This window comes from Rhodomicrobium sp. (assembly GCF_047605405.1).
GTDB lineage: Bacteria > Pseudomonadota > Alphaproteobacteria > Rhizobiales > Rhodomicrobiaceae > Rhodomicrobium > Rhodomicrobium lacus.
In genome coordinates this window covers 14949-34639 of record NZ_JASGFR010000024.1, presented here as the reverse complement: position 1 = coordinate 34639, position 19691 = coordinate 14949, and the positions used below count along the sequence as shown (strand labels likewise).

Below are 19691 nucleotides of genomic sequence, written 5' to 3'. Positions count from 1 at the left end.
GTTAAACCTCCAGCCGCCCGCGACGATTCAGCGGCCGCGCGAAAAGCTCCGCGAGATCGCCAGCCTGATCGTAGCCCTGGATCGGCGTAAATAGAAGCTCGATCGACCATTTTGTTGCGAGACCTTCCGCTTCGAGCGGGTTGGCAAGGCCGAGGCCGCACACCGTGAGATCGGGGCGCGCCTCGCGGCAACGGTCGAGTTGGCGTTCGACGTCCTGTCCTTCGCAGATCACGACGTCCTTGTGAAGCAGATCGAGTTCCGCCGCAAGATGCTGGCGGTGAAGATAGGGCGTGCCCACCTCCGCGAGCTTCATGTCGAGTTCCCGGCTCGCGAAGCGCGCGAGGGGCACCTCCAGCTGCGAATCGGGAAAGAAGAAGATGGATTTGCCCTCGAGCTTCGCCTTGTGCGCGGAGAGCGCCCGTCTTGCGCGTTCGCGCGGCGCGGCGACAACGGCCTCGAAGCGCTCGTCCGGCACGCCGAAGGTTCTCGCCGCAGCCTGCAGCCAGCCTGTCGTGCCTTCCTCGCCCAGCGGAAACGGAGCCGGGATGTGCCGCGCGCCGCGACGCTGAAGTGTGCGAGCGGTTTCCGTGAGGAATGGCTGCGCGAGAAGAAACCGGGTGTTCTCGCCGACCGGCGGCAGATGCTGACTGTCGCGCGGCGGGAAGAAATGCACATTTTCAAGGCCGATGTCGCGGAAAAGCCTTGCGAACTGGTCCTCCACCACATCCGCAAGCGTGCCGACGACCATCAGCGAGCGAGGGGCGTCCCGGCCAGCTTCCGGGAGAACCGGCACCAGCGACGCGAGACAGGTGTCCTCGCCCTGCGTGAAGGTCGTGTCGAGGCCGCTGCCGGAATAGCTGAAAATGCCGACGCGACCCGCGAAGTTCGCCGAAAGCCGCTGCGCCGCGCGATCGAGATCGAGCTTGATCACCTCGGATGGGCATGAGGCGACGAGAAACAGCATCCTGATGTCCGGGCGGCGTTCCAAGAGCCGGTTCACCACGCGGTCGAGTTCCTCGTTCATGTCGGCGAGGCCCGCCAGATCCCGCTCTTCTATAATGGCGGTGCCGAAGCGAGGCTCCGCGAAGATCATCACACCGGCGGCCGACTGAATCAGATGCGCGCAGGTTCTGGAGCCGACGACAAGGAAGAAGGCATCCTGAATCTTGCGATGCAGCCATACGATGCTGGTAAGCCCGCAGAAAACGGCTCGCTGGCCGCGTTCGTGACGAACCTGCCGATCCTGACAAGCGGCGTCAGCGACGGCGTTTTCAATGCTCATTGCGCCATCTCCGGCTCGACTGCGGCTTTCGGTTCGGCGGCGGCCCTCGCCTCGTCGAGGCGGGCAGCGCGAAGCTTGAGAAGGAATTGCACCGCGTTCACGACGTAAGCCGTGTAGGCCGCAAGCGCGATGAACATCTGCGTCCGCGTATCGAACACACCATAGACGAGAGCGGCGAGATAGGCGGTGTGGAGCGCGATGACGAGGAAGCTCATCACGTCTTCCCAGAAGAAGGCAGGCGCAAGCAGATACTGCCCGAAGACCTTCTTCTCCCAGATCGCGCCGGTAATCATGATCGTATACAGGACCAGCGTCTTGACGACGATGGACACCGTCGCCGCATATTCGCCCGTGCCGGTCGCGAGATAGCGGACCACAAGCCCAAGGCTTACAAGAAAGACGAGAAACTGCAATGGCGCGAGCACGCCCTGAACGATGGTCCAGGGGGAGGCGTCGCGGCGGATGCGTTCTTCAGGCGTGTAAAGCGGGCGTCGCGGTTTTTTGCCCAGCTTTTGTTGCATGCGCTATCCCCACAAAAAGTCGCTGGCATTTAGAACTGGTGTCAATGGACTGTCAACAAAACTTGACGTAACGCCCAATTTACAGTTACCTTAAGCTGTGTCGTTTGGAGAACGCTGGGCGCAGAGTGCGCTGGCGGCTGGCGGAATTCGTTTGAATAACGCATCCCTTTCAGCGTAAGCCTCGCCCAAGTCTCACCCCATCGATACAAGCGATCGTCGACCGGGTGTTACGCCGGGCTTGAAGATCGTGTCACTTATCGCCGGCAGGAGGAAAAGGCAAGCTGACGTGAAGGCGCAGGATTTGTGGCCCTCTTCGTCACCGGTTCGAACCGGAGGACTTGCCAAACGATGAGAGGGTGAGACCATTTCACGGCTTCTTGTTGCTCTTCAACCCGGCATGCCCATAAAGCCCGCAGCGGCTGACGCGGGAGATTTCACCTCAAGCGATATTGAGCGCTTCACGTCTCTCCTGTTGTCGCCCGACGGCTCGGGTGCGTCCGCCTTCCTCGACCGCAGGCGCGACGAGGGCTACGAGCCGGAAACCATCCTTCTCGGCCTTTTTGGACCTGCGGCAGTTCGTCTCGGACATCTCTGGGAATCCGACCATTGCGGCTTCACGCAGGTGACGATTGCCGTTTCGCGCCTTCGGGAACTGCTGCGGACACGCGCCGTTTCCTACGAATTCAACGCGCAAATCTGGCATCACGGACGGCGCGCGCTCCTTGCCTCCACGCCCGGCGACCAGCACACGCTGGGATTGTTCGTGGTCGAATCTTTTTTTCGACGCGACGGTTGGGATGTGTGGGGGGGACAGATTGACTCGAGCGAGGAAATTACCCACTTAGTCGGCAGGCAATGGTTCGCCGTCGCCGGGTTCTCTCTCAGTTCGGAGCGATTTCTGGATCGGCTGGCGTCGCTGATCCGAAGTGTCCGGCGGCACTCGTGCAACCGCGATATCGGCGTGCTTGTAGGCGGCGCGGTGTTCCTTCAGCAGCCTGATCTGGTGGAGCGGGTTGGAGCCGACGCATTTGCCACCGACGGGCGTTTGGCTGTCTTGCGTGCGCGAACCTTACTCGCGCAGAAGCCTCTGCGTAACTAGCGAGGCGAGAGGATATTTGGCGCAACAATGGAGATCCTGGTCTCTCGCAACGTGAACTCGTTTCAGGCACCGAAGAAGTCGCTTGGTTCGCTGAACGCCAGCGTCATCGCGAGGCTGATCTCCGCCGCGGCCGATGTCGCGCTCGTCGTCGACAAGAGCGGCATCGTCAAGGATATCGCCGTCGGCAGCGAAGACCTCGCCAACGCCGGTTTCGGCGAATGGATTGGCGTGCCCTGGGTCGACACCGTGACGCCGGAAAGCCGCCACAAGGTCGAGGAACTGCTCCGCGAGGCCGCGCTCAAGGTTCCCACACGGTGGCGCGAAGTCAACCACACGGCACCCGGCGGCGATCTCGTGCCGGTGCGTTATTCCGCGTTCCAGATTCGCTCCGACGGCCGCATCGTCGCCTTCGGACGCGACCTTCGCGCGCTGGCGAGCCTCCAGCAGCAACTCGTCGACGCACAGCTTTCGATCGAACGCGATTACGCGCGGCTGAGGCAGTCCGAGCTTCGTTACCGGCTGCTCTTTCAGATCGCGTCAGAAGCCATCGTCATCGCGGACGCCTGGTCCGGCCGCATCACCGAGGTGAACCCTGCGGCGCAGACGCTGATCGGCGAATCGTCGAAGAAGCTCACCGCGCAGACACTCGTCGACCTCGTCGATCCGGCCGACGCCGCCGCGCTTCATGACCTTCTCGCAACCGTCCGCTCCACGGGGGCGGGCGACAGTGTCGTCTTGCGGCTCGCGGGTCTCGACCGGCGCTTCACCTTTTCAAGCTCGTTCTTCCGGCAAGGGGCCAGCGCATTCATCCTCGCGCGGATCGCGCCTGTCGATCCTCAGGTGTGCGAATGCATGCCCGGCAAGACGGGCATGCTCGACAGAATTCTCGAACGGCTGCCCGAAGGCTTCGTCACGACCGATGCCGATGGGCGCGTGCTTTCCGCCAACACCGCCTTTCTCGATCTCGCGCAGCTTTCAAATCCCGAGCAGGCGCAGGGCCATGCTCTCGAAAACTGGCTTGGCCGCTCCGGCGTCGACATGAACGTGCTGATGGCCAACCTTCGCGAGCACGGCTCCGTTCGCGGCTTCCCGACAATCGTCAATGGAGCCTATGGCTCGCTGGAGGATGTCGAAGTTTCCGCCGTGTCCGTGCCGAATGGGCAGCAGCCCGGTTTCGGTTTCGTCATTCGTTCGTCCGCGACACGAGCCTCACAGCAAAAGGCCGCGCGCCCGGCGAACCTCGCGCGATCCGTCGATCAACTGACCGAACTTGTCGGGCGCGTCTCGCTGAAGGATCTCGTGCGCGAATCGAGCGACCTCATCGAGAAGCTTTGTATCGAGGCCGCGCTCGAACTGACCGGCGACAATCGGGCCTCGGCGGCGGAAATGCTGGGGCTGTCGCGCCAGAGCCTGTATGTGAAGCTTCGCCGCTACGGGCTCGGCGATCTGCAACCGGAAGGCAGCGGCGAATAGAGCGGACGCTGAAACAGCGAAATTGCGCTTCTCCCGACAAGCTTCGGCCGGATAGGATTTTTTGCCTCAGCCAGCGATACCGCCTGTAAACCCAAATTGACAGGCGCCAATGTAAAATCTAGTGTCCGGCCATGAACCGGCCCGACTTTGCAACCATCCTCGAATACATGAAGCCCATCACGTGGTTCGCACCCATGTGGGCTTTCGGCTGCGGACTGATCTCTTCAGGCTTCAGCTTCGGCAGCAACTGGCAGATCGTGGTCGCGGGCGTGCTGCTCGCGGGCCCCATGGTCTGTGGCACGAGCCAGGCCGTCAACGACTGGTACGACCGCCACGTCGACGCCATCAACGAGCCGAACCGGCCCATCCCGTCCGGGCGACTGCCCGGGAACTGGGGCTTCTATATCTCCGTCACATGGACGATCCTCTCGCTGATCCTTGCCACCACGCTCGGTTTCTGGGGTTTCGCCGCGGCGACCCTCGGCCTCATCCTTGCGTGGATGTACAGCGCGCCGCCCTTCCGCCTGAAGCAGAACGGCTGGTGGGGCAATCTCGCCTGCGGGCTCGCCTATGAAGGGCTGCCGTGGATTACCGCCGCCGCCATCATTGCCGCCGCGCTTCCCGACTGGCGCATCCTGACGGTCGCGCTTCTCTACAGCCTCGGCGCGCATGGCATCATGACGCTGAACGACTTCAAGTCTGTCGAGGGCGACATCAAGATGGGCGTGCGCTCCCTGCCCGTGCAGCTCGGCGTTCGCAACGCCGCTTGGCTCGCCTGCGTCGTCATGGCGTTGCCGCAGGTGATCGTGATCGGCCTTCTCGTCTCGTGGGACAGCCTGTGGCACGCGGGCATCGTCTCGGCGCTTCTCGTCGCGCAGTTCGTGCTGATGCGCCGCTTCCTCGGAAATCCGCGCGAGCAGGCGATCTGGTACAACGCCACGGGCACCACGCTCTACGTGCTCGGGATGCTCGCCACGGCTTTCGCATTGCGTCCGTTGTTGCAGGGTCAAATGTAGATGTCCACGACGCTCGGCTGGTTTGGCATCGTCCGCCTCGGACTCGTACAGATGTCGCTCGGCGGCATCGTGGCTCTCGCCACTTCGACGCTGAACCGGGTTATGGTGGTCGAGCTTCTGCTTCCCGCGACCTTGCCGGGCCTGCTGTTCGGCATCCACTACGCGGCCGAAATGCTCCGCCCGCGGTGGGGCCACGGCTCCGACAAGGGCGGCAAGCGCACACCGTGGATCATTGGCGGCATGGCCGTTCTCGCGCTTTCGGGTGTCGGTGCGGCCGGTTCCATTGCACTCATGTCCACGAACACGACGGCAGGCATCGCCTGCGCGGTCCTTGCCTATATCGGCATCGGCATCGGCGCGGGCGCGGCGGGAACGTCGCTTCTCGTCCTCGTCGCCAAGTCGACCGCCCCCGACCGCAAGGCTACCGCAGCCGCCATCGTCTGGACATTGATGATAAGCGGGACCGCGCTCGCGGCGGGCTTCGCGGGCTTCATGCTCGCCCCCTTCTCGATGGAACGGCTCATAGCCGTCAGCGCCTCGATCTCGGCCATCGCATTTACGATTGCCGTGCTCGCCATCTGGGGCGTCGAGCGGCGCGTGATCGACACGGCGGAGAAACCGAAGGAAAAGCCGGCCCACAGCTTTATCGAAGCCATGAAGGACGTCCTGTCAGAGCGTGACGCGCGCCGCATGACGATCTTCATCTTCATCTCCATGCTCGCTTTCAGCGCGCAGGAATTGCTTCTCGAACCGTTCGCGGGCTCGGTCTTCGGCCTGACGCCAGCCGAGACGGCAAAGCTGTTCGGCTCTCACCGCGCGGGCATCGTGCTCGGCATGGTGGCGGGCGGGCTCCTCGGCATCTTCTCCGCCAAGAGCAACTCTCTCGGGCGGTACTGGGTGGCAGGCGGATGCTTCGCCTCTTCCGCCGGGCTTTTCGCGCTCGCGGCCGTCGGTCTCGGCGCGGAGAGCGGGTTTCTCAAGAGCGTTGTTTTCTCGCTCGGCGTGGCAAACGGCATTTACGCGGTGGCCGCCATCGGCACCATGATTTCGATGGCGAGCATCGGCAAGGGTTCGCGCGAGGGCGTCCGTATGGGCATGTGGGGCGCGGCGCAAGCGGTGGCCTTCGGGCTCGGCGGCGTCGTGGGCACGGCTTCGGTCGATATCGCACGCGTCGTGCTCGGCTCCGCCGCTGCCGCCTATTCTCTGCTGTTCATCATTCAGGGCGTGCTTTTCGCGTTCTCGACCTACCTCGCCTTCCGGCTGACCGCGGCCGCCCAAGCCCCAACCGAATCGCATCGCGATACAGAGCTTTCTCACCAGACGAACGCCCCGTTGCGGGTCCATCCGGAGCAAGTTTGACAATGACCGATCTTGACACATTCGACGTCATCGTGGTCGGCGGCGGCCCCGCCGGTGCAACGGCAGCAAACGATCTCGCACGGATGGGCCATCATGTGCTTCTGCTCGACCGGGGGCACCGCATCAAGCCTTGCGGCGGCGCGATCCCGCCGCGAGCCATCAAGGACTTCGCCATTCCCGGCGAATGCCTCGTTGCGCGCATCACCTCGGCTCGCATGGTTGCGCCGTCCGGCAAGGAAGTCGACATGCCCATCGACGGCGGCTTCGTCGGCATGGTGGACCGCGCCACGTTCGACGAATGGCTGCGGAACCGCGCCGCGGCGTCCGGCGCCGAGCGCCGCAAAGGCAAGTTCGAGAAGTATTCGCGCGACGACAAGGGTCGCACCGTCATCACCTACAAGACACCCGAAGGGGATCGCGTCAACGTCACCGCGAAAGCCGTCATCGGCGCGGACGGGGCGAACTCGGAAGTGGCCAAGCAGGCGTTGCCCGACGTGAAGAAGGTGCCGCTCGTATACGCCTATCACGAAATTGTGAAGGCTCCGGTCGGCGGTTTGACGAACTACGATCCAACGCGCTGCGACGTTTATTATCAGGGCAAGCTGTCGCCCGACTTCTACGCCTGGATCTTCCCGCACGGCGACACGGTCAGCATCGGCACCGGCACCATGATCAAGGGTTTCGACATGCGTCAGGCCGTGGCGGACCTGCGCAAGCATGTCGGCCTCGACGAAGAGCATGCGGAAACGCTGCGCTGGGAAGGCTCGCCCATTCCGCTCAAGCCCCTGAAGCGCTGGGATAATGGCCGCGACGTGGTGCTCGCGGGCGATGCGTCCGGCGTGGTTGCCCCGGCCTCGGGCGAAGGCATCTATTACGCTCTGCTGGGCGGCCGGCTCGCGGCCGAAGCGGTAGCCGAGTTCCTCAAGACTGCCGACGCCAGGGCGCTCGCCACTGCCCGCAAGCGCTTCATGAAGGAGCACGGAAGGATTTTCTGGGTGCTCGAAATCATGCAGCACTTCTGGTACCGCAACGACAAGCGCCGTGAACGCTTCGTGAACATTTGTCAGGACAAGGACGTTCAGCGCCTCACCTGGCAGTCATACATGCATAAGGAACTAGTTCGCTCCAATCCTGTTGCCCATGCTAGGATCTTCTTCAAGGATCTGGCTCACCTTCTGGGATTGGTACGAACGTGACTTATACACACACAGACACCGCGGAAGCGCTGGCAGGGCCCCGGCCGGGGTTCTGGAAGCCATTTGGAATCGCATTTTTACTCGCCATGGTGGTCGGCGGCCTGGGAGCGCTGACGACCGACCTTTCTTCCTGGTATTTTTCGCTCAACAAGCCGTCGTGGCAGCCGCCGGACTGGGCGTTCGGACCGGCGTGGACGGTGATCTATGCCTTCACCGCGCTCGCCGCCGTCTACGCGTGGCGCGAGGCTCCCACCCGCGACGACAGGCTGACAATCGTCCTCCTGTTCCTCTGTACGGCGTTCTTCAACCTGCTCTGGAGCCTGCTTTTCTTTCGGCTTCATCGGCCGGACTGGGCGTTGATCGAGGTGGGCGCGCTCTGGGCCTCGGTATTCATTCCGATCGTCGTTCTGGCGCGTTACTCGAAGACGGCGAGCTGGTTGCTCGTGCCCTATCTGGCATGGGTGACCTTCGCAGGCTTCCTGAATTACACGGTGGTTCAGTTGAACCCGCAGATCGTCGCGCAATAGCGTCAACGTGGCCGGGTACGCCCGGCCATCTCTGCCCTTCCTGTCCGTTCCCCCGAATTCCGCCCCGCCTCGGGCTTTCACTTACATAAATCGGCTGCGCCATGACGACGCTTCTCGACATCATTCTCGTGCTCGTGCTGGTGGAATCGGCCGTCATCGCGGCGTTCCGCTTTCGGAGGAACGAGGCTTCTGCGATCCCGTCCGATCTCGCCTACCTCGCGTCGGGCTTTTTCCTAATGCTGGCGGTCCGTCTCGCCTGGACGGAGACGTCGCCCTTGCTGCCGGTGCTCGCGCTCGTCACGCTAGCCGGGATTTCACATGTGTTCGACATGGTGAAGCGGTTCAGAAAGCCGACCTGATCCTCTTGATTGTAAAGACAAGCTTTCCGCCGGAGAGCTGGCCAAGCGCATGCCGAAAATCGCGCCAGCGCTCCCGGGCATGCGGCAGATCCGACGCCGCGCGCTCGGCAGATTTGTCGTGTCGATTAGCCTGTCTGCGCCAGCTCGATCTGATTTCGTCGAGGACGGCGGCGCGGCCACAAGGCGCGCGCGGGCAGTCTCGCCCGATGGGCGGGCCCAAGCCGTCCGGGGCAACAAAAAAAGGCACCCTCGCGGGTGCCTTTTTCCGAAACCGACAGCGGCTTACTGGCCGTGCTGCGTCGCGAGATACGCGATGACGTCCGCGCGATCCTGCGGGTTCTTCAGGCCGACGAACACCATCTTCGTGCCCGGAACGACAGCCTTCGGATTTTCGAGATACTTGTCGAGGGTGGCTTCATCCCACGTCAGGCCGGAGTTCTTCATCGCGTCGGAATAGTTGAAGCCCGGGCGCGAGCCCGCCTTCGCGCCAACGACGTTGTTCTGCACGGGGCCGACGCCCGGCTTCGCCGTCGGGCCAACCTGGTGACAGATCTTGCATTGCTTGAAGACCTGCTCACCCTTCACCGGATCGCCAGCGGCATATGCCGAAGCCGACCAGACGAGAGCTGCGCCGACCATGGCGATTTTGACTGCTTTCATAGTTTCACCTGCACCGTTTAAGGTCACTCTGATGGCGTGTGTTTCAATCAGAAAATCGCGTGAAACACAATAATTCTAAACGTCACCTTAAAGAACTTAGAACCGCCTACCGCGTTTCAAGCCGCACGGAAAATAAAAAAGAATTCAGGTATAAGGAGGCATTGCGACAAAGTGCCCTCTTGGGAAAAACGCGTATCGACGCCCGCGGTTTCACCGCTTCTCTTGCACCCCATGGCCCCTTCTGATGCAATTCGCAGCGGGGCCTTGCCTCGCCGTTCAAGGAATCGCGTATTCTGACGCCATGCAAACTTACCTCGACCTCCTTCGTGACGTACGCCACCATGGCACCCGCCGGGACGACCGCACCGGTACGGGCACACTGAGCCTCTTCGGGCGTCAGGCGCGTTTCGATCTCGAAGCCGGCTTTCCGCTGGTCACGACCAAGAAGCTGCACCTGAAATCGATTGTCCATGAGCTGCTCTGGTTTCTCGCGGGAGATACAAACATCGCGTATCTCAAGGAAAACCGCGTCTCGATCTGGGACGAATGGGCTGACGCGAATGGCGACCTTGGCCCCGTCTACGGCGCGCAGTGGCGGTCATGGCCCGCGCGCGACGGCGGCACCATCGACCAGATCGCAGACGTCATCCATGCAATCCGCACCAATCCCGATTCGCGTCGCCTCGTCGTCTCGGCGTGGAACCCGGCGGACCTGCCGCGCATGGCGCTGGCGCCCTGTCACTGCCTGTTCCAGTTCTACGTCGCGGACGGCCGCCTGTCCTGCCAACTCTACCAGCGCTCGGCCGACATCTTCCTTGGCGTGCCTTTCAACATCGCCTCCTACGCGCTGCTGACCATGATGGCGGCACAGGTGACGGGCTTGCGTCCCGGCGACTTTGTGCACACCTTCGGCGACCTGCACCTGTACCTGAACCATATCGAGCAGGCCGACGAGCAACTTCGCAGAGCGCCGCGCGCGCTCCCGCGCATGACCCTCAACCCCGAGGTTCGCTCGATCTTCGATTTCACCTATGCCGACTTCAAGCTCGAAGGCTACGATCCCCATCCGGCGATCAAGGCGCCCGTGGCCGTATGAGCGAGGCGCGGTCTTTCACTCTCGCGCTCGTGGTTGCGGCCGCCGAAAACGGCGTCATCGGCCGCGACGGAAAGCTGCCCTGGCGGCTGAAAGGCGATCTCAAGCGCTTCCGTAAGCTCACGATGGGCCATCCCCTCATCATGGGCAGAAAGACGTTCGCCTCCATCGGCAAGCCGCTCGACGGTCGCGATTCCATCGTCCTGACACGCGATCCGGCAGCCATTTCTCCGCAGCCCTGTTTATTCACGGCGACGTCGATGTCGAACGCGATCGACATCGCCCGTGCGCGCGCCGAAGAGCGCGGCGTGGCCGGGGCTTTCGTCATCGGCGGCGCGGAAATCTTCGCCATCGCCCTGCCCTTCGCCGATCGAATCCACCTTGCCCGCGTCCACGCCTCGCCGTCCGGCGACGCACACTGGCAAACGCCGCCGGAAGAGGAATGGCTGGTTGTGTCCAGAGAGGAATGGCCCGCGAGCGAGTCCGACGAGTTTTCCGTGACCGATCTCACGCTGGAGCGGTCCTCGCGCGCTTGACGCGAGCGATAGCGGAAGCCATATGCGGAACACCTTCCGAGTGTGTCCGGCCCCGCACCCGAATGTGGCGGTCGCCCTGAAATTGACACGCAATTGTCAAACGCGGGCCACATTCGAACACCCTGTTACGAGCAGAATTCTGGCCCCGCTGGCCGGGGCGAAGCGGGGCTAAACCCGCCGATGGTAAAGGAAAACGCATTATGCCGTGGAATCAGAGTGGCGGCGGAGGCTGGAAGGGCGGTCCGAGCGGCGGCCCTTGGGGACAAGGCCCCGCCGGCGGTGGTTCGCCTCCCCCCGATCTCGAAGAAATCCTGCGCCGCAGTCAGGACAAGCTGCGCCAGGCCGTGCCGGGAGGTGTCGGCTTCGCGGGCATCGGGCTTCTCCTGTTCGTGCTCGCCGCCGCAGTCGGCTATTTCGGCTTCACGGTGCGGATCAATCCGGACGAACGCGGCGTCGTGCAGCGCTTCGGCGCATACGACCGCGAGCTTTCGAACGGCCTCAATTTCCGCTGGCCTTATCCCGTCGAGGAAGTGACCATCGTTCCGTTCACGCGCCAGAACCGCGTCGAGGTCGGCTTTTCGAGCGGCCCGACCGGGCCATTCGGCGCGATCCGCTCGTCTGCCCGCAATGAGGAAAGCCTCATGCTGACGGGCGACGAAAACATCGTGGAACTGAACTTCAACGTCTTCTGGAACGTCAAGGACGCGCCCGCTTACCTCTTCAACGTGCGGAATCAGGGCGACAGCCTCGATGCCAGTCCGAACGTGAAGGCGGTCGCCGAGAGCGCCATGCGCGAGGTGATCGGCCAGAACGATATCCAGCCCATCCTCACGAAGAGCAGGCAGGACATCGAGGAATCGGTCAAGACGCTTATCCAGCGCACGCTCGACAGCTACAAGTCCGGCATCAACATCACACAGGTCAATCTGCAAAAGGTCGATCCGCCAAGCGAGGTCATCGCGGCCTTCCGCGACGTTCAGGCCGCGCGCGCCGATCAGGAGCGGCTCAGAAACGAGGCGGAATCCTACGCGAACCGCGTCGTGCCGGAAGCCCGAGGCGAAGCGCAGCGCATCCTTCAGGGCGCGCAGGGCTATCGCGAGCAGGCGGTGGCAGAGGCCAAGGGCCGGACAGAGCGCTTCCTCAAGGTCTTCGAAGAGTATCAGAAGGCTCCCGATGTGACGCGCAAACGCATGTATCTCGAAACGCTGGAACGCGTGCTGGGCGGTATGGACAAGATCATCATCGATGAGAAATCCGGAACCAACGGCGTCGTGCCCTATCTTCCCTTGAACGAACTTCAGCGCACCCAGAGCGGAGGCCAGCGATGAGAACCGCGATTGTGGGATTCCTCATTCTCCTTGCAACGGGCCTGGTCATCGCGGTGGGTTTCTCCGCGTTCATCGTGCCGCAGACACATCGCGCGCTCGTGCTGCAATTCGGCGAGCCGGTCCGCACGATAGACAACCCCGGCCTTTACTGGCGGCTGCCGTTCGTGCAGACGGTCGTGCAGTTCGACCGGCGTATCCTCGATCTTCAGACCGAGGAGCAGGAAGTGATCGCAGCCGACCAGAAGCGTATCATCGTCGATGCCTTCGCTCGGTACCGGATCAGCGATCCGCTCGCGTTTTACCGGGCGTTCCGCAACGAACTTGCCGCGCGTCAGCGTCTCACTGCCATCGTCGATTCGACGATCCGCAGCGTTCTCGGCCGCGCGACCTTCATCGATCTCGTGCGTAATCAGCGCGAGGGGCTCATGAAGCAGACGCTCGCTTTCGTGAACAACGACGTTCGCGGTTTCGGCGTCGATGTCGTCGATGTCCGCATCCGCCGCGCGGACCTGCCGGAGGCGAACAGCCAGGCCATCTTCCGCCGCATGCAGACCGAGCGTCAGCGTGAAGCCGCCGAACTGCGCGCTCAGGGCGCCGAGCAGGCGCAGCGCATCAGGTCGACCGCCGACAAGGAAGTGACCGTTGTCACCGCCAACGCGAATCGCGACGGCGAGCGCATCCGGGGCGAAGGCGATGCCGAAAGGAACCGCATCTATGCCGACGCATTCGGCCGCGACCGCGATTTCTTCGCCTTCTACCGCTCCATGCAGGCTTACGAAGAATCGCTCAAGGGCAGCCACACCCGCATCGTGGTGTCGCCCTCGTCCGAATTCTTCCGTTATTTCAATGAGCCTATGAGCGCGGCACCCGGAAGCGTCAGGACGCCTTCGCCTGCCGGACAGACGGGGTCCAGCGCCGCCGCAGCTACGCCTTCGGTGCGCTGAATGAAGCGTTGAAAACGGAATATTACCTTTCACTACCTATCGTCGAGTGCAAGGACATTGCACTCGACGCCTTTATGTCTCACCTTATAGGCAGGCACGGATTCCCTCCGCATCTGCCGGCGGTTTCGGAACCCGAAGGGCATGGCGCGGTTTGCAGCGTTGTCTCGTGTGTTTTAAGGTGAGGCTAATGGCGATCCACCATCATCTCCGGCTGCTTCTTGGGGCAAGCCTTCTGGCTCTCGGCAGTTTTGCCGCCCCGCACCCCGTATTCGCAGTCGAGATGAAAACCGGCGAGTCCTTCTCCGATGTTGCCGCACGTGTGCGCAATTCGGTTGTAAGCGTGTCGGCCCAGGTCACGGAGGAAATCGGCGCTTCGGGAGCCCGGCGAAGCCGCGGCGAGGGCTCGCGCGGTCCGAAGGGGGGCCAGAGCGTGCTCCAGAAAACTTCGGTCGGTTCGGGCTTCATCATCGACGCGAGCGGCATCATCGTCACCAACAATCACGTCATCGAGGACGGCAACACGGTTTTTGTCGCCTTGCCCGACGGCTCGGAGGTGAAGGTCGACAGGATCGTCGGACGCGATACCAAGACGGATATCGCCGTGCTCAAGATCACGCCGAAGCCGTCGAGGCCGCTGACGCCCGTTTCGTTCGGCGACTCGTCGCAAATGCGCATTGGCGATTGGGTGATAGCCGTCGGCAATCCGTTCGGCTTCAAGGGCACCGTGACGGCAGGTATCTTGTCGGGGCGCGGCCGCGACATCAGCGCCGGGCCTTATGACGATTTCCTTCAGACCGATGCCTCGATCAACAGCGGCAATTCCGGTGGCCCGCTCTTCAATACGCGAGGCGAGGTCATCGGCATAAACACGGCGATTTTCTCACCGTCGGGCGGCAGCATCGGCCTCGGCTTCGCCATTCCGTCGAACACCGCGAAGCGTATTGTCGAGCAATTGCGCAAGCACGGCGAAATTCGCTGGGGCTGGATCGGCGCGCGTCTGCAAACGCCGAGCGACGATATCGCGGAACATCTTCATCTCGCCCATGCCGAGGGCGCGCTGATCGCTCGCGTCGACAAGGGAAGCCCCGCCGAAGCCGCAGGCTTGCAGGAGGGCGACGTGGTGCTGGCCTTCGCCGGCTTGCCCGTAAAACATGCGCGCCAGCTTCCGCGCTTCATCGCGCAATCCAATGTGGGCGAAGACGCCGATGTGCTGATCCAGCGCGCCGGCGAAAGAAAAACGGTCAAGGTCAAGGTTGGCCGCATGATCGAAGCCGACTGGTCGGGTGTTCTGCCTCCCGCGCAGCAAAAAGCCAAGCGGCAGAGGCTCGGAAAGATCAGCTTCGAGTCCCTGTCGGAGGATAGCCGCTCCAGACTTGGCCTTGCGGCTGACGCCGAAGGCGCTGTCGTTTCGGCCGACGACAGCCGGATCGTGGCGCACGGAAATCTCAATCCGGGGGAACTTGTGGTCGAAGCGGCGCACGCGCCGATCCGCTCTGCTGACGATCTCGACCAGCGCCTGAACGAGCTGCGGGCGCTCGCGCGGCGCGAAGCGACGCTGACGGTAAAGGATGCGAGCGGCTCCATCCGCTTCGAAGCCGTCTCCCTCGAAGACTAAGGCGTGACAGTCGACCTTCCAGCATTATTGAAGACGGTCGTAAAGGCGCCGGTTTACGTTTATCGATACGCGATCTCGCCGATCATCGGGCCGCGATGCCGCCATATGCCGACGTGCTCGCAATACGCGCTCGACGCAATCGACAAGAACGGCGCGTGGTTCGGCGGCTGGCTCACCATCGGGCGCATCCTCCGATGTCACCCATGGGGAAGTTCGGGTTACGATCCTGCGCCCGATCTACGGACGCAAGGAATCCCCTTCTGGGCACCCTGGCGCGTTTGGCGCTACAGGCGTTCCCAGACGCCATGCAATCACATAACAAGCTGATCAGGCACGTAAAATTGCCGATCACGCTTTAGCTGGCCCTTATCGCTTCTCCCCTATTCTCGAACGTGTCGATTATTCGAAGCGGGGGAACCGTCATGCGTCCTGCTAAAACCGCGCTCTTCGCCGGTCTTGCCATGGCTTGCGCCGGCGCAATTTCATCGGCCAGCGCGCAATGCGTTCAGGCCTACACGATCACCACGTTCAACGGCCCGTTCTGGAATTACCTTTGCGGCGACTGTCCTGCGCCGGTCGCGGTCAAGAAGGTCAAGCCCGCGCCGGGCAAATGCGGCGTCGGCAAGTTCTATCGGAAGGGAAAATGCGTGGCCCCGACAGTGGCGGCCACTTGGGAGAAAATCCGGTAACTCACGCAGGCGATGCCCCCGCATCAGAAGATGCGTTAAGCCGGGACGCACACCGCATGAACAAGGCGGCCACCATTGATCGCCTTTATCTTTCCCCGCCCGTCTCAGAGCATGACTGGGCGTCCATCCCGCCTGCATGAAACAGCGAAAAAAGGCCTACAAGGCCGATATTCCGGCAAGGCTGCGCGTTGACGAATGCGCGGCGTGCGTGGCTACGGCCCGGCGTTTCTAAAACGGGCTGCTGGCCGAGGGTTCCACCGAAGCCGCCGTTCGCCCTGCGCGGCTCGTTGCACGCAGTTCGGCCGTGGCATGCCGCATAACGACGGCCGCGCCTTGCAACCCGAGTGCTGCCATAATCGCGGCTACGACCAGATCAGGCCAGCCTGTGCCGGTTCCAAATACGCCGAGTGCCGCCAGCAGCACGGCAACGTTGCCCAGAACGTCGTTGCGCGAACACACCCACACCGAGCGCATATTCGATTCGCCGTTGCGATAGGCATAGAGAAGCGCGAGACAGATCGCGTTACTGATGAGCGCGGCAACGCCGACCAAGCCCATCGTCTGCGGCGCCGGCACCGTCCCCGCTTGCAGATGCCATACCACGGTTGCCATAACCCAGAGGCCGAACAGCCCCATGGTCGCGCCTTTGGCCAGCGCTGCCATGCTGCGATACCGCAGCGCCAGCCCGACGACGAACAAGCTGATCGCATAGTTCGCCGTGTCGCCAAGGAAGTCCAGCGCGTCGGCTTGCAGGGACGCTGACCCCGCTGCGACACCGGCGACAATTTCCACGACGAACATGACGGCGTTGATGAAAAGAACGATCCACAATACGCGTTTGAAGGAAGGACCGCCCCGACGAGTGTCCCCCTCGCAAACACCGTTATTGCAGCAGCCCGCCATCTGTTCCTCCCGTTACTCCGCAGCCCGCGCCGACACCTTCGCCTTCCCTTTCGCTGCGGGGCGGCGCTGGAGCAGCTCCTTCAGGAACCGCCCCGTATAGCTCGCCTCCGCCTCCGCGATGTCCTCCGGGCGGCCCTCAGCCACGATGCGGCCGCCGCCGTCGCCGCCTTCGGGCCCAAGGTCGATCACCCAGTCAGCGGTCTTGATCACTTCGAGATTGTGCTCGATCACCGCCACCGTGTTGCCCGCGTCCACAAGCTGGTGCAGCACTTCGAGCAGCTTCGCCACGTCGTGGAAATGCAGCCCCGTGGTCGGTTCGTCGAGGATGTAGAGCGTCTTGCCGGTTGCTCGCCGCGACAGCTCCTTCGACAGCTTCACACGCTGCGCCTCGCCGCCCGACAGCGTCGTCGCCTGCTGACCGACCTTGATGTAGCCGAGGCCGACGCGTTGCAGCGTCTCCATCTTGTCGCGCACGGACGGCACCGCCTTGAAGAACTCCGCCGCCTCGTCCACCGTCATGTCGAGCACGTCGGCGATGGACTTGCCCTTGAACCTGATGTCGAGCGTCTCGCGATTGTAGCGGTGGCCCTTGCAGACGTCACACGTCACATAGACGTCCGGCAGGAAGTGCATTTCGATCTTGATGACACCGTCACCCTGGCACGCCTCGCAGCGTCCGCCCTTTACGTTGAACGAGAAGCGTCCCGGCAGATAGCCGCGCGCCTTCGCCTCGGGCAGCCCCGAGAACCAGTCGCGGATGGGGCCGAACGCGCCGGTATAGGTGGCCGGGTTCGAGCGCGGTGTGCGGCCGATGGGGGACTGGTCGATGTCGATGACCTTGTCGAGAAATTCGATGCCGTCGAGCGCGTCGAACGGTTCGGGCGTCTCGCCTCCCCCGTTCAGCCGCCGCGATGCCGCCTTCTGGATCGTCTCGATGAGGAGCGTGGACTTGCCGCCGCCAGACACGCCCGTGACCGCCGTGAAGCAGCCGAGCGGGATCGAGGCCGTGACGTCCTTCAGATTGTTGCCCCGCGCGCCGCGCACCGTCAGCATGCGGCGCTTGTCGATCTTGCGGCGCGCCGTCGGCAGCGGCACCGCTCGTTTACCCGTAAGATATTGCCCGGTGAGGCTTTCCGGGTGCGCCTTGATCTCGGAGGGCGTGCCTTCGGCGATCACGCGTCCGCCATGAACGCCGGCGCCTGGGCCGATGTCGACCACATGATCGGCGGTGAGGATCGCGTCCTCGTCATGCTCGACCACGATCACCGAATTGCCGAGGTCGCGCAGGTGCTTCAGCGTGTCGAGGAGCCGCGCGTTGTCGCGCTGGTGGAGGCCGATGGACGGCTCGTCGAGCACATAGAGCACGCCCGTCAGCCCCGAGCCGATCTGCGAGGCGAGCCGGATGCGCTGGCTTTCACCGCCGGACAGGGTGCCCGAGTTGCGGCTGAGCGCGAGGTAATCGAGACCGACGTCGTTCAGGAAGCGCAGCCGCTCGCGGATCTCCTTCAGGATGCGCGTCGCGATTTCGTTCTGCTTCGGCGTGAGCTTGCCCGACAGCGTCGCGAACCAGTCGTTTGCCGCCTTGATCGACATCCGGGACGCCTCGCCGATATGCAGGCCGTCGATCTTCACCGCGAGCGCCTGCGGCTTCAAGCGGAAGCCGTTGCACTCCTCGCAAGGCTGGTTCGACTGGTAGCGCGAAAGCTCCTCGCGCACCCATTGGCTGTCGGTTTCCTTCCAGCGCCGCTCGATATTCGTGATGACGCCCTCGAACGCCTTGCGCGTGGTGTAGGTGCGCATGCCGTCGTCATAGGTGAAGGCGATCACCTCGCCGCCCGAGCCGAACAGGATCGTGTCCTGCACCTTTTTCGGCAGCTTGCTCCACGGCGTTTCCATGGAGACGTTGAAGTGGGCGGCGATGGCGTCGAGCGTCTGCGTGTAATAGGGCGAGGTGTTGCCGGTGCGCGCCCAAGGCACGATCGCGCCCTTGCGCAGCGAAAGCGACTGATCGGGCACGACGAGCTGCGGCTCGAACTTCAATTCCGTGCCGAGGCCGTCGCATTTCGGGCAGGCGCCGAACGGGTTGTTGAACGAGAACAGGCGTGGCTCGATCTCGTCGATGGTGAAGCCTGAAACGGGGCAGGCGAAGCGCTGCGAGAAGGTGATGCGGCGCGGCTCGTCCGCCTTCGCGGCGGCTTTTTTCTTCTTGCCGCCGCCGTCCGCTTCCGGCTCGGCCTTGGCCGCGTCGGCGAATTCCACGATGGCGATGCCGTCCGCGAGTTCGAGCGCCGTCTCGAAGCTGTCCGCAAGCCGCGTGCCGATATCGCCGCGCACCACGATACGGTCCACCACCACGTCGATGTCGTGCTTGAACTTCTTGTCGAGCGCCGGCGCGTCCGGGATCTCGTGGAACGTGCCGTCGATCTTTACGCGCTGGAAGCCGCGCTTCTGAAGGTCCGCGAGTTCCTTGCGATATTCGCCCTTCCGGCCCCGAATCATCGGCGCGAGCAGGTAAAGCCGCGTGCCCTCGGGCAATTCGAGCACGCGATCCACCATCTGGCTGACGGTCTGGCTCTCGATGGGAAGCCCGGTCGCTGGCGAATAGGGCACGCCGACGCGCGCCCACAAAAGGCGCATGTAATCGTAAATCTCGGTGACGGTGCCAACGGTGGAGCGCGGATTGCGGCTCGTCGTCTTCTGCTCGATGGAGATGGCGGGCGAAAGGCCGTCGATCAGGTCGACGTCGGGCTTCTGCATCATCTCAAGGAATTGGCGCGCATAGGCCGACAGGCTTTCGACATAGCGGCGCTGGCCCTCGGCATAGATGGTGTCGAAGGCGAGGCTCGATTTGCCGGAGCCGGACAGGCCCGTGATGACCACGAGCTTTTCGCGCGGAATGTCGAGCGAGACGTTCTTGAGGTTATGCTCGCGCGCGCCGCGTATCGCGATATGTGTCTGTGTCAAGGAAGTCCTGTCCCTGCGCGTTCTGCCGCAGGTTATAGCGCCTTAACTCGCCCCGGTCGCGCGGAATTTAAAGGGGCGGGCGTTCTGTGCCCGGCTTAGTAAGCGGTGCAAAACGAGCGCACCTTAG

At 63.1% G+C, this 19691-nt stretch carries 19 protein-coding genes; 14 read left to right on the top strand and 5 right to left on the bottom strand.

What is annotated here, in order from left to right; genetic code table 11:
- Position 1: 1 nt before the first annotated feature.
- Together QM659_RS10975 and bchF are read right to left on the bottom strand one after the other, a co-directional pair.
- Positions 2 to 1282, bottom strand: coding sequence for a ferredoxin:protochlorophyllide reductase (ATP-dependent) subunit N (locus tag QM659_RS10975; protein ID WP_303486386.1), 1281 nt, complete (start codon positions 1280 to 1282; stop codon positions 2 to 4).
- Entirely contained in the window at positions 1279 to 1803 is a 525-nt protein-coding gene (gene bchF / locus QM659_RS10970) for a 2-vinyl bacteriochlorophyllide hydratase (protein WP_303486384.1), read from the bottom strand. The genes QM659_RS10975 and bchF overlap by 4 nt, the downstream gene beginning before the upstream one ends.
- Before the next feature lie 397 nt (positions 1804 to 2200).
- Between bchF and QM659_RS10965 the strand changes: the two genes are divergently transcribed.
- From QM659_RS10965 to QM659_RS10935, 7 genes are all read left to right on the top strand, one after another.
- On the top strand, positions 2201 to 2902 hold the full coding sequence (locus QM659_RS10965) for a B12-binding domain-containing protein (protein ID WP_303486382.1): 702 nt from the start codon (positions 2201 to 2203) through the stop codon (positions 2900 to 2902).
- Between the two features lie 27 nt (positions 2903 to 2929).
- A complete protein-coding gene (gene ppsR, locus QM659_RS10960) occupies positions 2930 to 4375 on the top strand; it encodes a transcriptional regulator PpsR (protein WP_303486380.1) in 1446 nt (481 codons plus the stop codon).
- Between the two features lie 131 nt (positions 4376 to 4506).
- On the top strand, positions 4507 to 5391 hold the full coding sequence (chlG, locus tag QM659_RS10955; RefSeq protein ID WP_415188459.1) for a chlorophyll synthase ChlG: 885 nt from the start codon (positions 4507 to 4509) through the stop codon (positions 5389 to 5391).
- A complete protein-coding gene (locus tag QM659_RS10950) occupies positions 5392 to 6750 on the top strand; it encodes a BCD family MFS transporter (RefSeq protein WP_415188458.1) in 1359 nt (452 codons plus the stop codon).
- Positions 6751 to 6752: 2 nt separating this feature from the next.
- Positions 6753 to 7946, top strand: a complete 1194-nt coding sequence (locus QM659_RS10945; protein WP_415188457.1) for a geranylgeranyl diphosphate reductase — start codon at positions 6753 to 6755, stop codon at positions 7944 to 7946.
- Entirely contained in the window at positions 7943 to 8473 is a 531-nt protein-coding gene (locus tag QM659_RS10940; protein WP_210210967.1) for a TspO/MBR family protein, read from the top strand. Before QM659_RS10945 ends, QM659_RS10940 begins: the two co-directional genes overlap by 4 nt.
- A gap of 101 nt (positions 8474 to 8574) precedes the next feature.
- Positions 8575 to 8832, top strand: a complete 258-nt coding sequence (locus tag QM659_RS10935; RefSeq protein ID WP_127076200.1) for a hypothetical protein — start codon at positions 8575 to 8577, stop codon at positions 8830 to 8832.
- A 282-nt stretch (positions 8833 to 9114) separates the two neighbouring features.
- Here the strand turns inward: QM659_RS10935 and QM659_RS10930 are convergent, their stop codons facing one another.
- Positions 9115 to 9492 carry a c-type cytochrome gene (locus QM659_RS10930; RefSeq protein WP_415188456.1) on the bottom strand — a complete coding sequence of 126 codons (378 nt, stop codon included), beginning with the start codon at positions 9490 to 9492 and terminating at the stop codon, positions 9115 to 9117.
- A gap of 301 nt (positions 9493 to 9793) precedes the next feature.
- Here QM659_RS10930 and QM659_RS10925 point away from each other — a divergent pair, with 301 nt between their 5' ends.
- The 7 genes from QM659_RS10925 (at position 9794) to QM659_RS10895 (ending at position 15697) form a co-directional block, all read left to right on the top strand.
- Positions 9794 to 10588 carry a thymidylate synthase gene (locus tag QM659_RS10925; protein WP_303486337.1) on the top strand — a complete coding sequence of 265 codons (795 nt, stop codon included), beginning with the start codon at positions 9794 to 9796 and terminating at the stop codon, positions 10586 to 10588.
- The gene (locus tag QM659_RS10920) at positions 10585 to 11121 is read left to right on the top strand and encodes a dihydrofolate reductase (RefSeq protein WP_415188455.1); all 537 of its coding nucleotides are present in this window, start codon (positions 10585 to 10587) and stop codon (positions 11119 to 11121) included. Before QM659_RS10925 ends, QM659_RS10920 begins: the two co-directional genes overlap by 4 nt.
- A gap of 200 nt (positions 11122 to 11321) precedes the next feature.
- Positions 11322 to 12449 carry an FtsH protease activity modulator HflK gene (gene hflK, locus QM659_RS10915; protein ID WP_415188454.1) on the top strand — a complete coding sequence of 376 codons (1128 nt, stop codon included), beginning with the start codon at positions 11322 to 11324 and terminating at the stop codon, positions 12447 to 12449.
- A complete protein-coding gene (hflC, locus tag QM659_RS10910) occupies positions 12446 to 13393 on the top strand; it encodes a protease modulator HflC (RefSeq protein ID WP_303486335.1) in 948 nt (315 codons plus the stop codon). Before hflK ends, hflC begins: the two co-directional genes overlap by 4 nt.
- A gap of 187 nt (positions 13394 to 13580) precedes the next feature.
- Positions 13581 to 15008: a trypsin-like peptidase domain-containing protein gene (locus QM659_RS10905; RefSeq protein WP_415188453.1), complete on the top strand. Its 1428-nt coding sequence runs from the start codon at positions 13581 to 13583 to the stop codon at positions 15006 to 15008.
- 3 nt (positions 15009 to 15011) lie between these two features.
- The gene (gene yidD, locus QM659_RS10900; protein ID WP_415188452.1) at positions 15012 to 15335 is read left to right on the top strand and encodes a membrane protein insertion efficiency factor YidD; all 324 of its coding nucleotides are present in this window, start codon (positions 15012 to 15014) and stop codon (positions 15333 to 15335) included.
- 95 nt (positions 15336 to 15430) lie between these two features.
- The gene (locus QM659_RS10895) at positions 15431 to 15697 is read left to right on the top strand and encodes a hypothetical protein (RefSeq protein ID WP_415188451.1); all 267 of its coding nucleotides are present in this window, start codon (positions 15431 to 15433) and stop codon (positions 15695 to 15697) included.
- Positions 15698 to 15925: 228 nt separating this feature from the next.
- On the opposite strand, the gene QM659_RS10890 is transcribed toward QM659_RS10895, so the two are convergent.
- Positions 15926 to 16600, bottom strand: coding sequence for a cation transporter (locus tag QM659_RS10890; protein WP_415188450.1), 675 nt, complete (start codon positions 16598 to 16600; stop codon positions 15926 to 15928).
- A gap of 12 nt (positions 16601 to 16612) precedes the next feature.
- Positions 16613 to 19564, bottom strand: coding sequence for an excinuclease ABC subunit UvrA (uvrA, locus tag QM659_RS10885; protein WP_415188449.1), 2952 nt, complete (start codon positions 19562 to 19564; stop codon positions 16613 to 16615).
- Positions 19565 to 19691 lie beyond the last annotated feature (127 nt).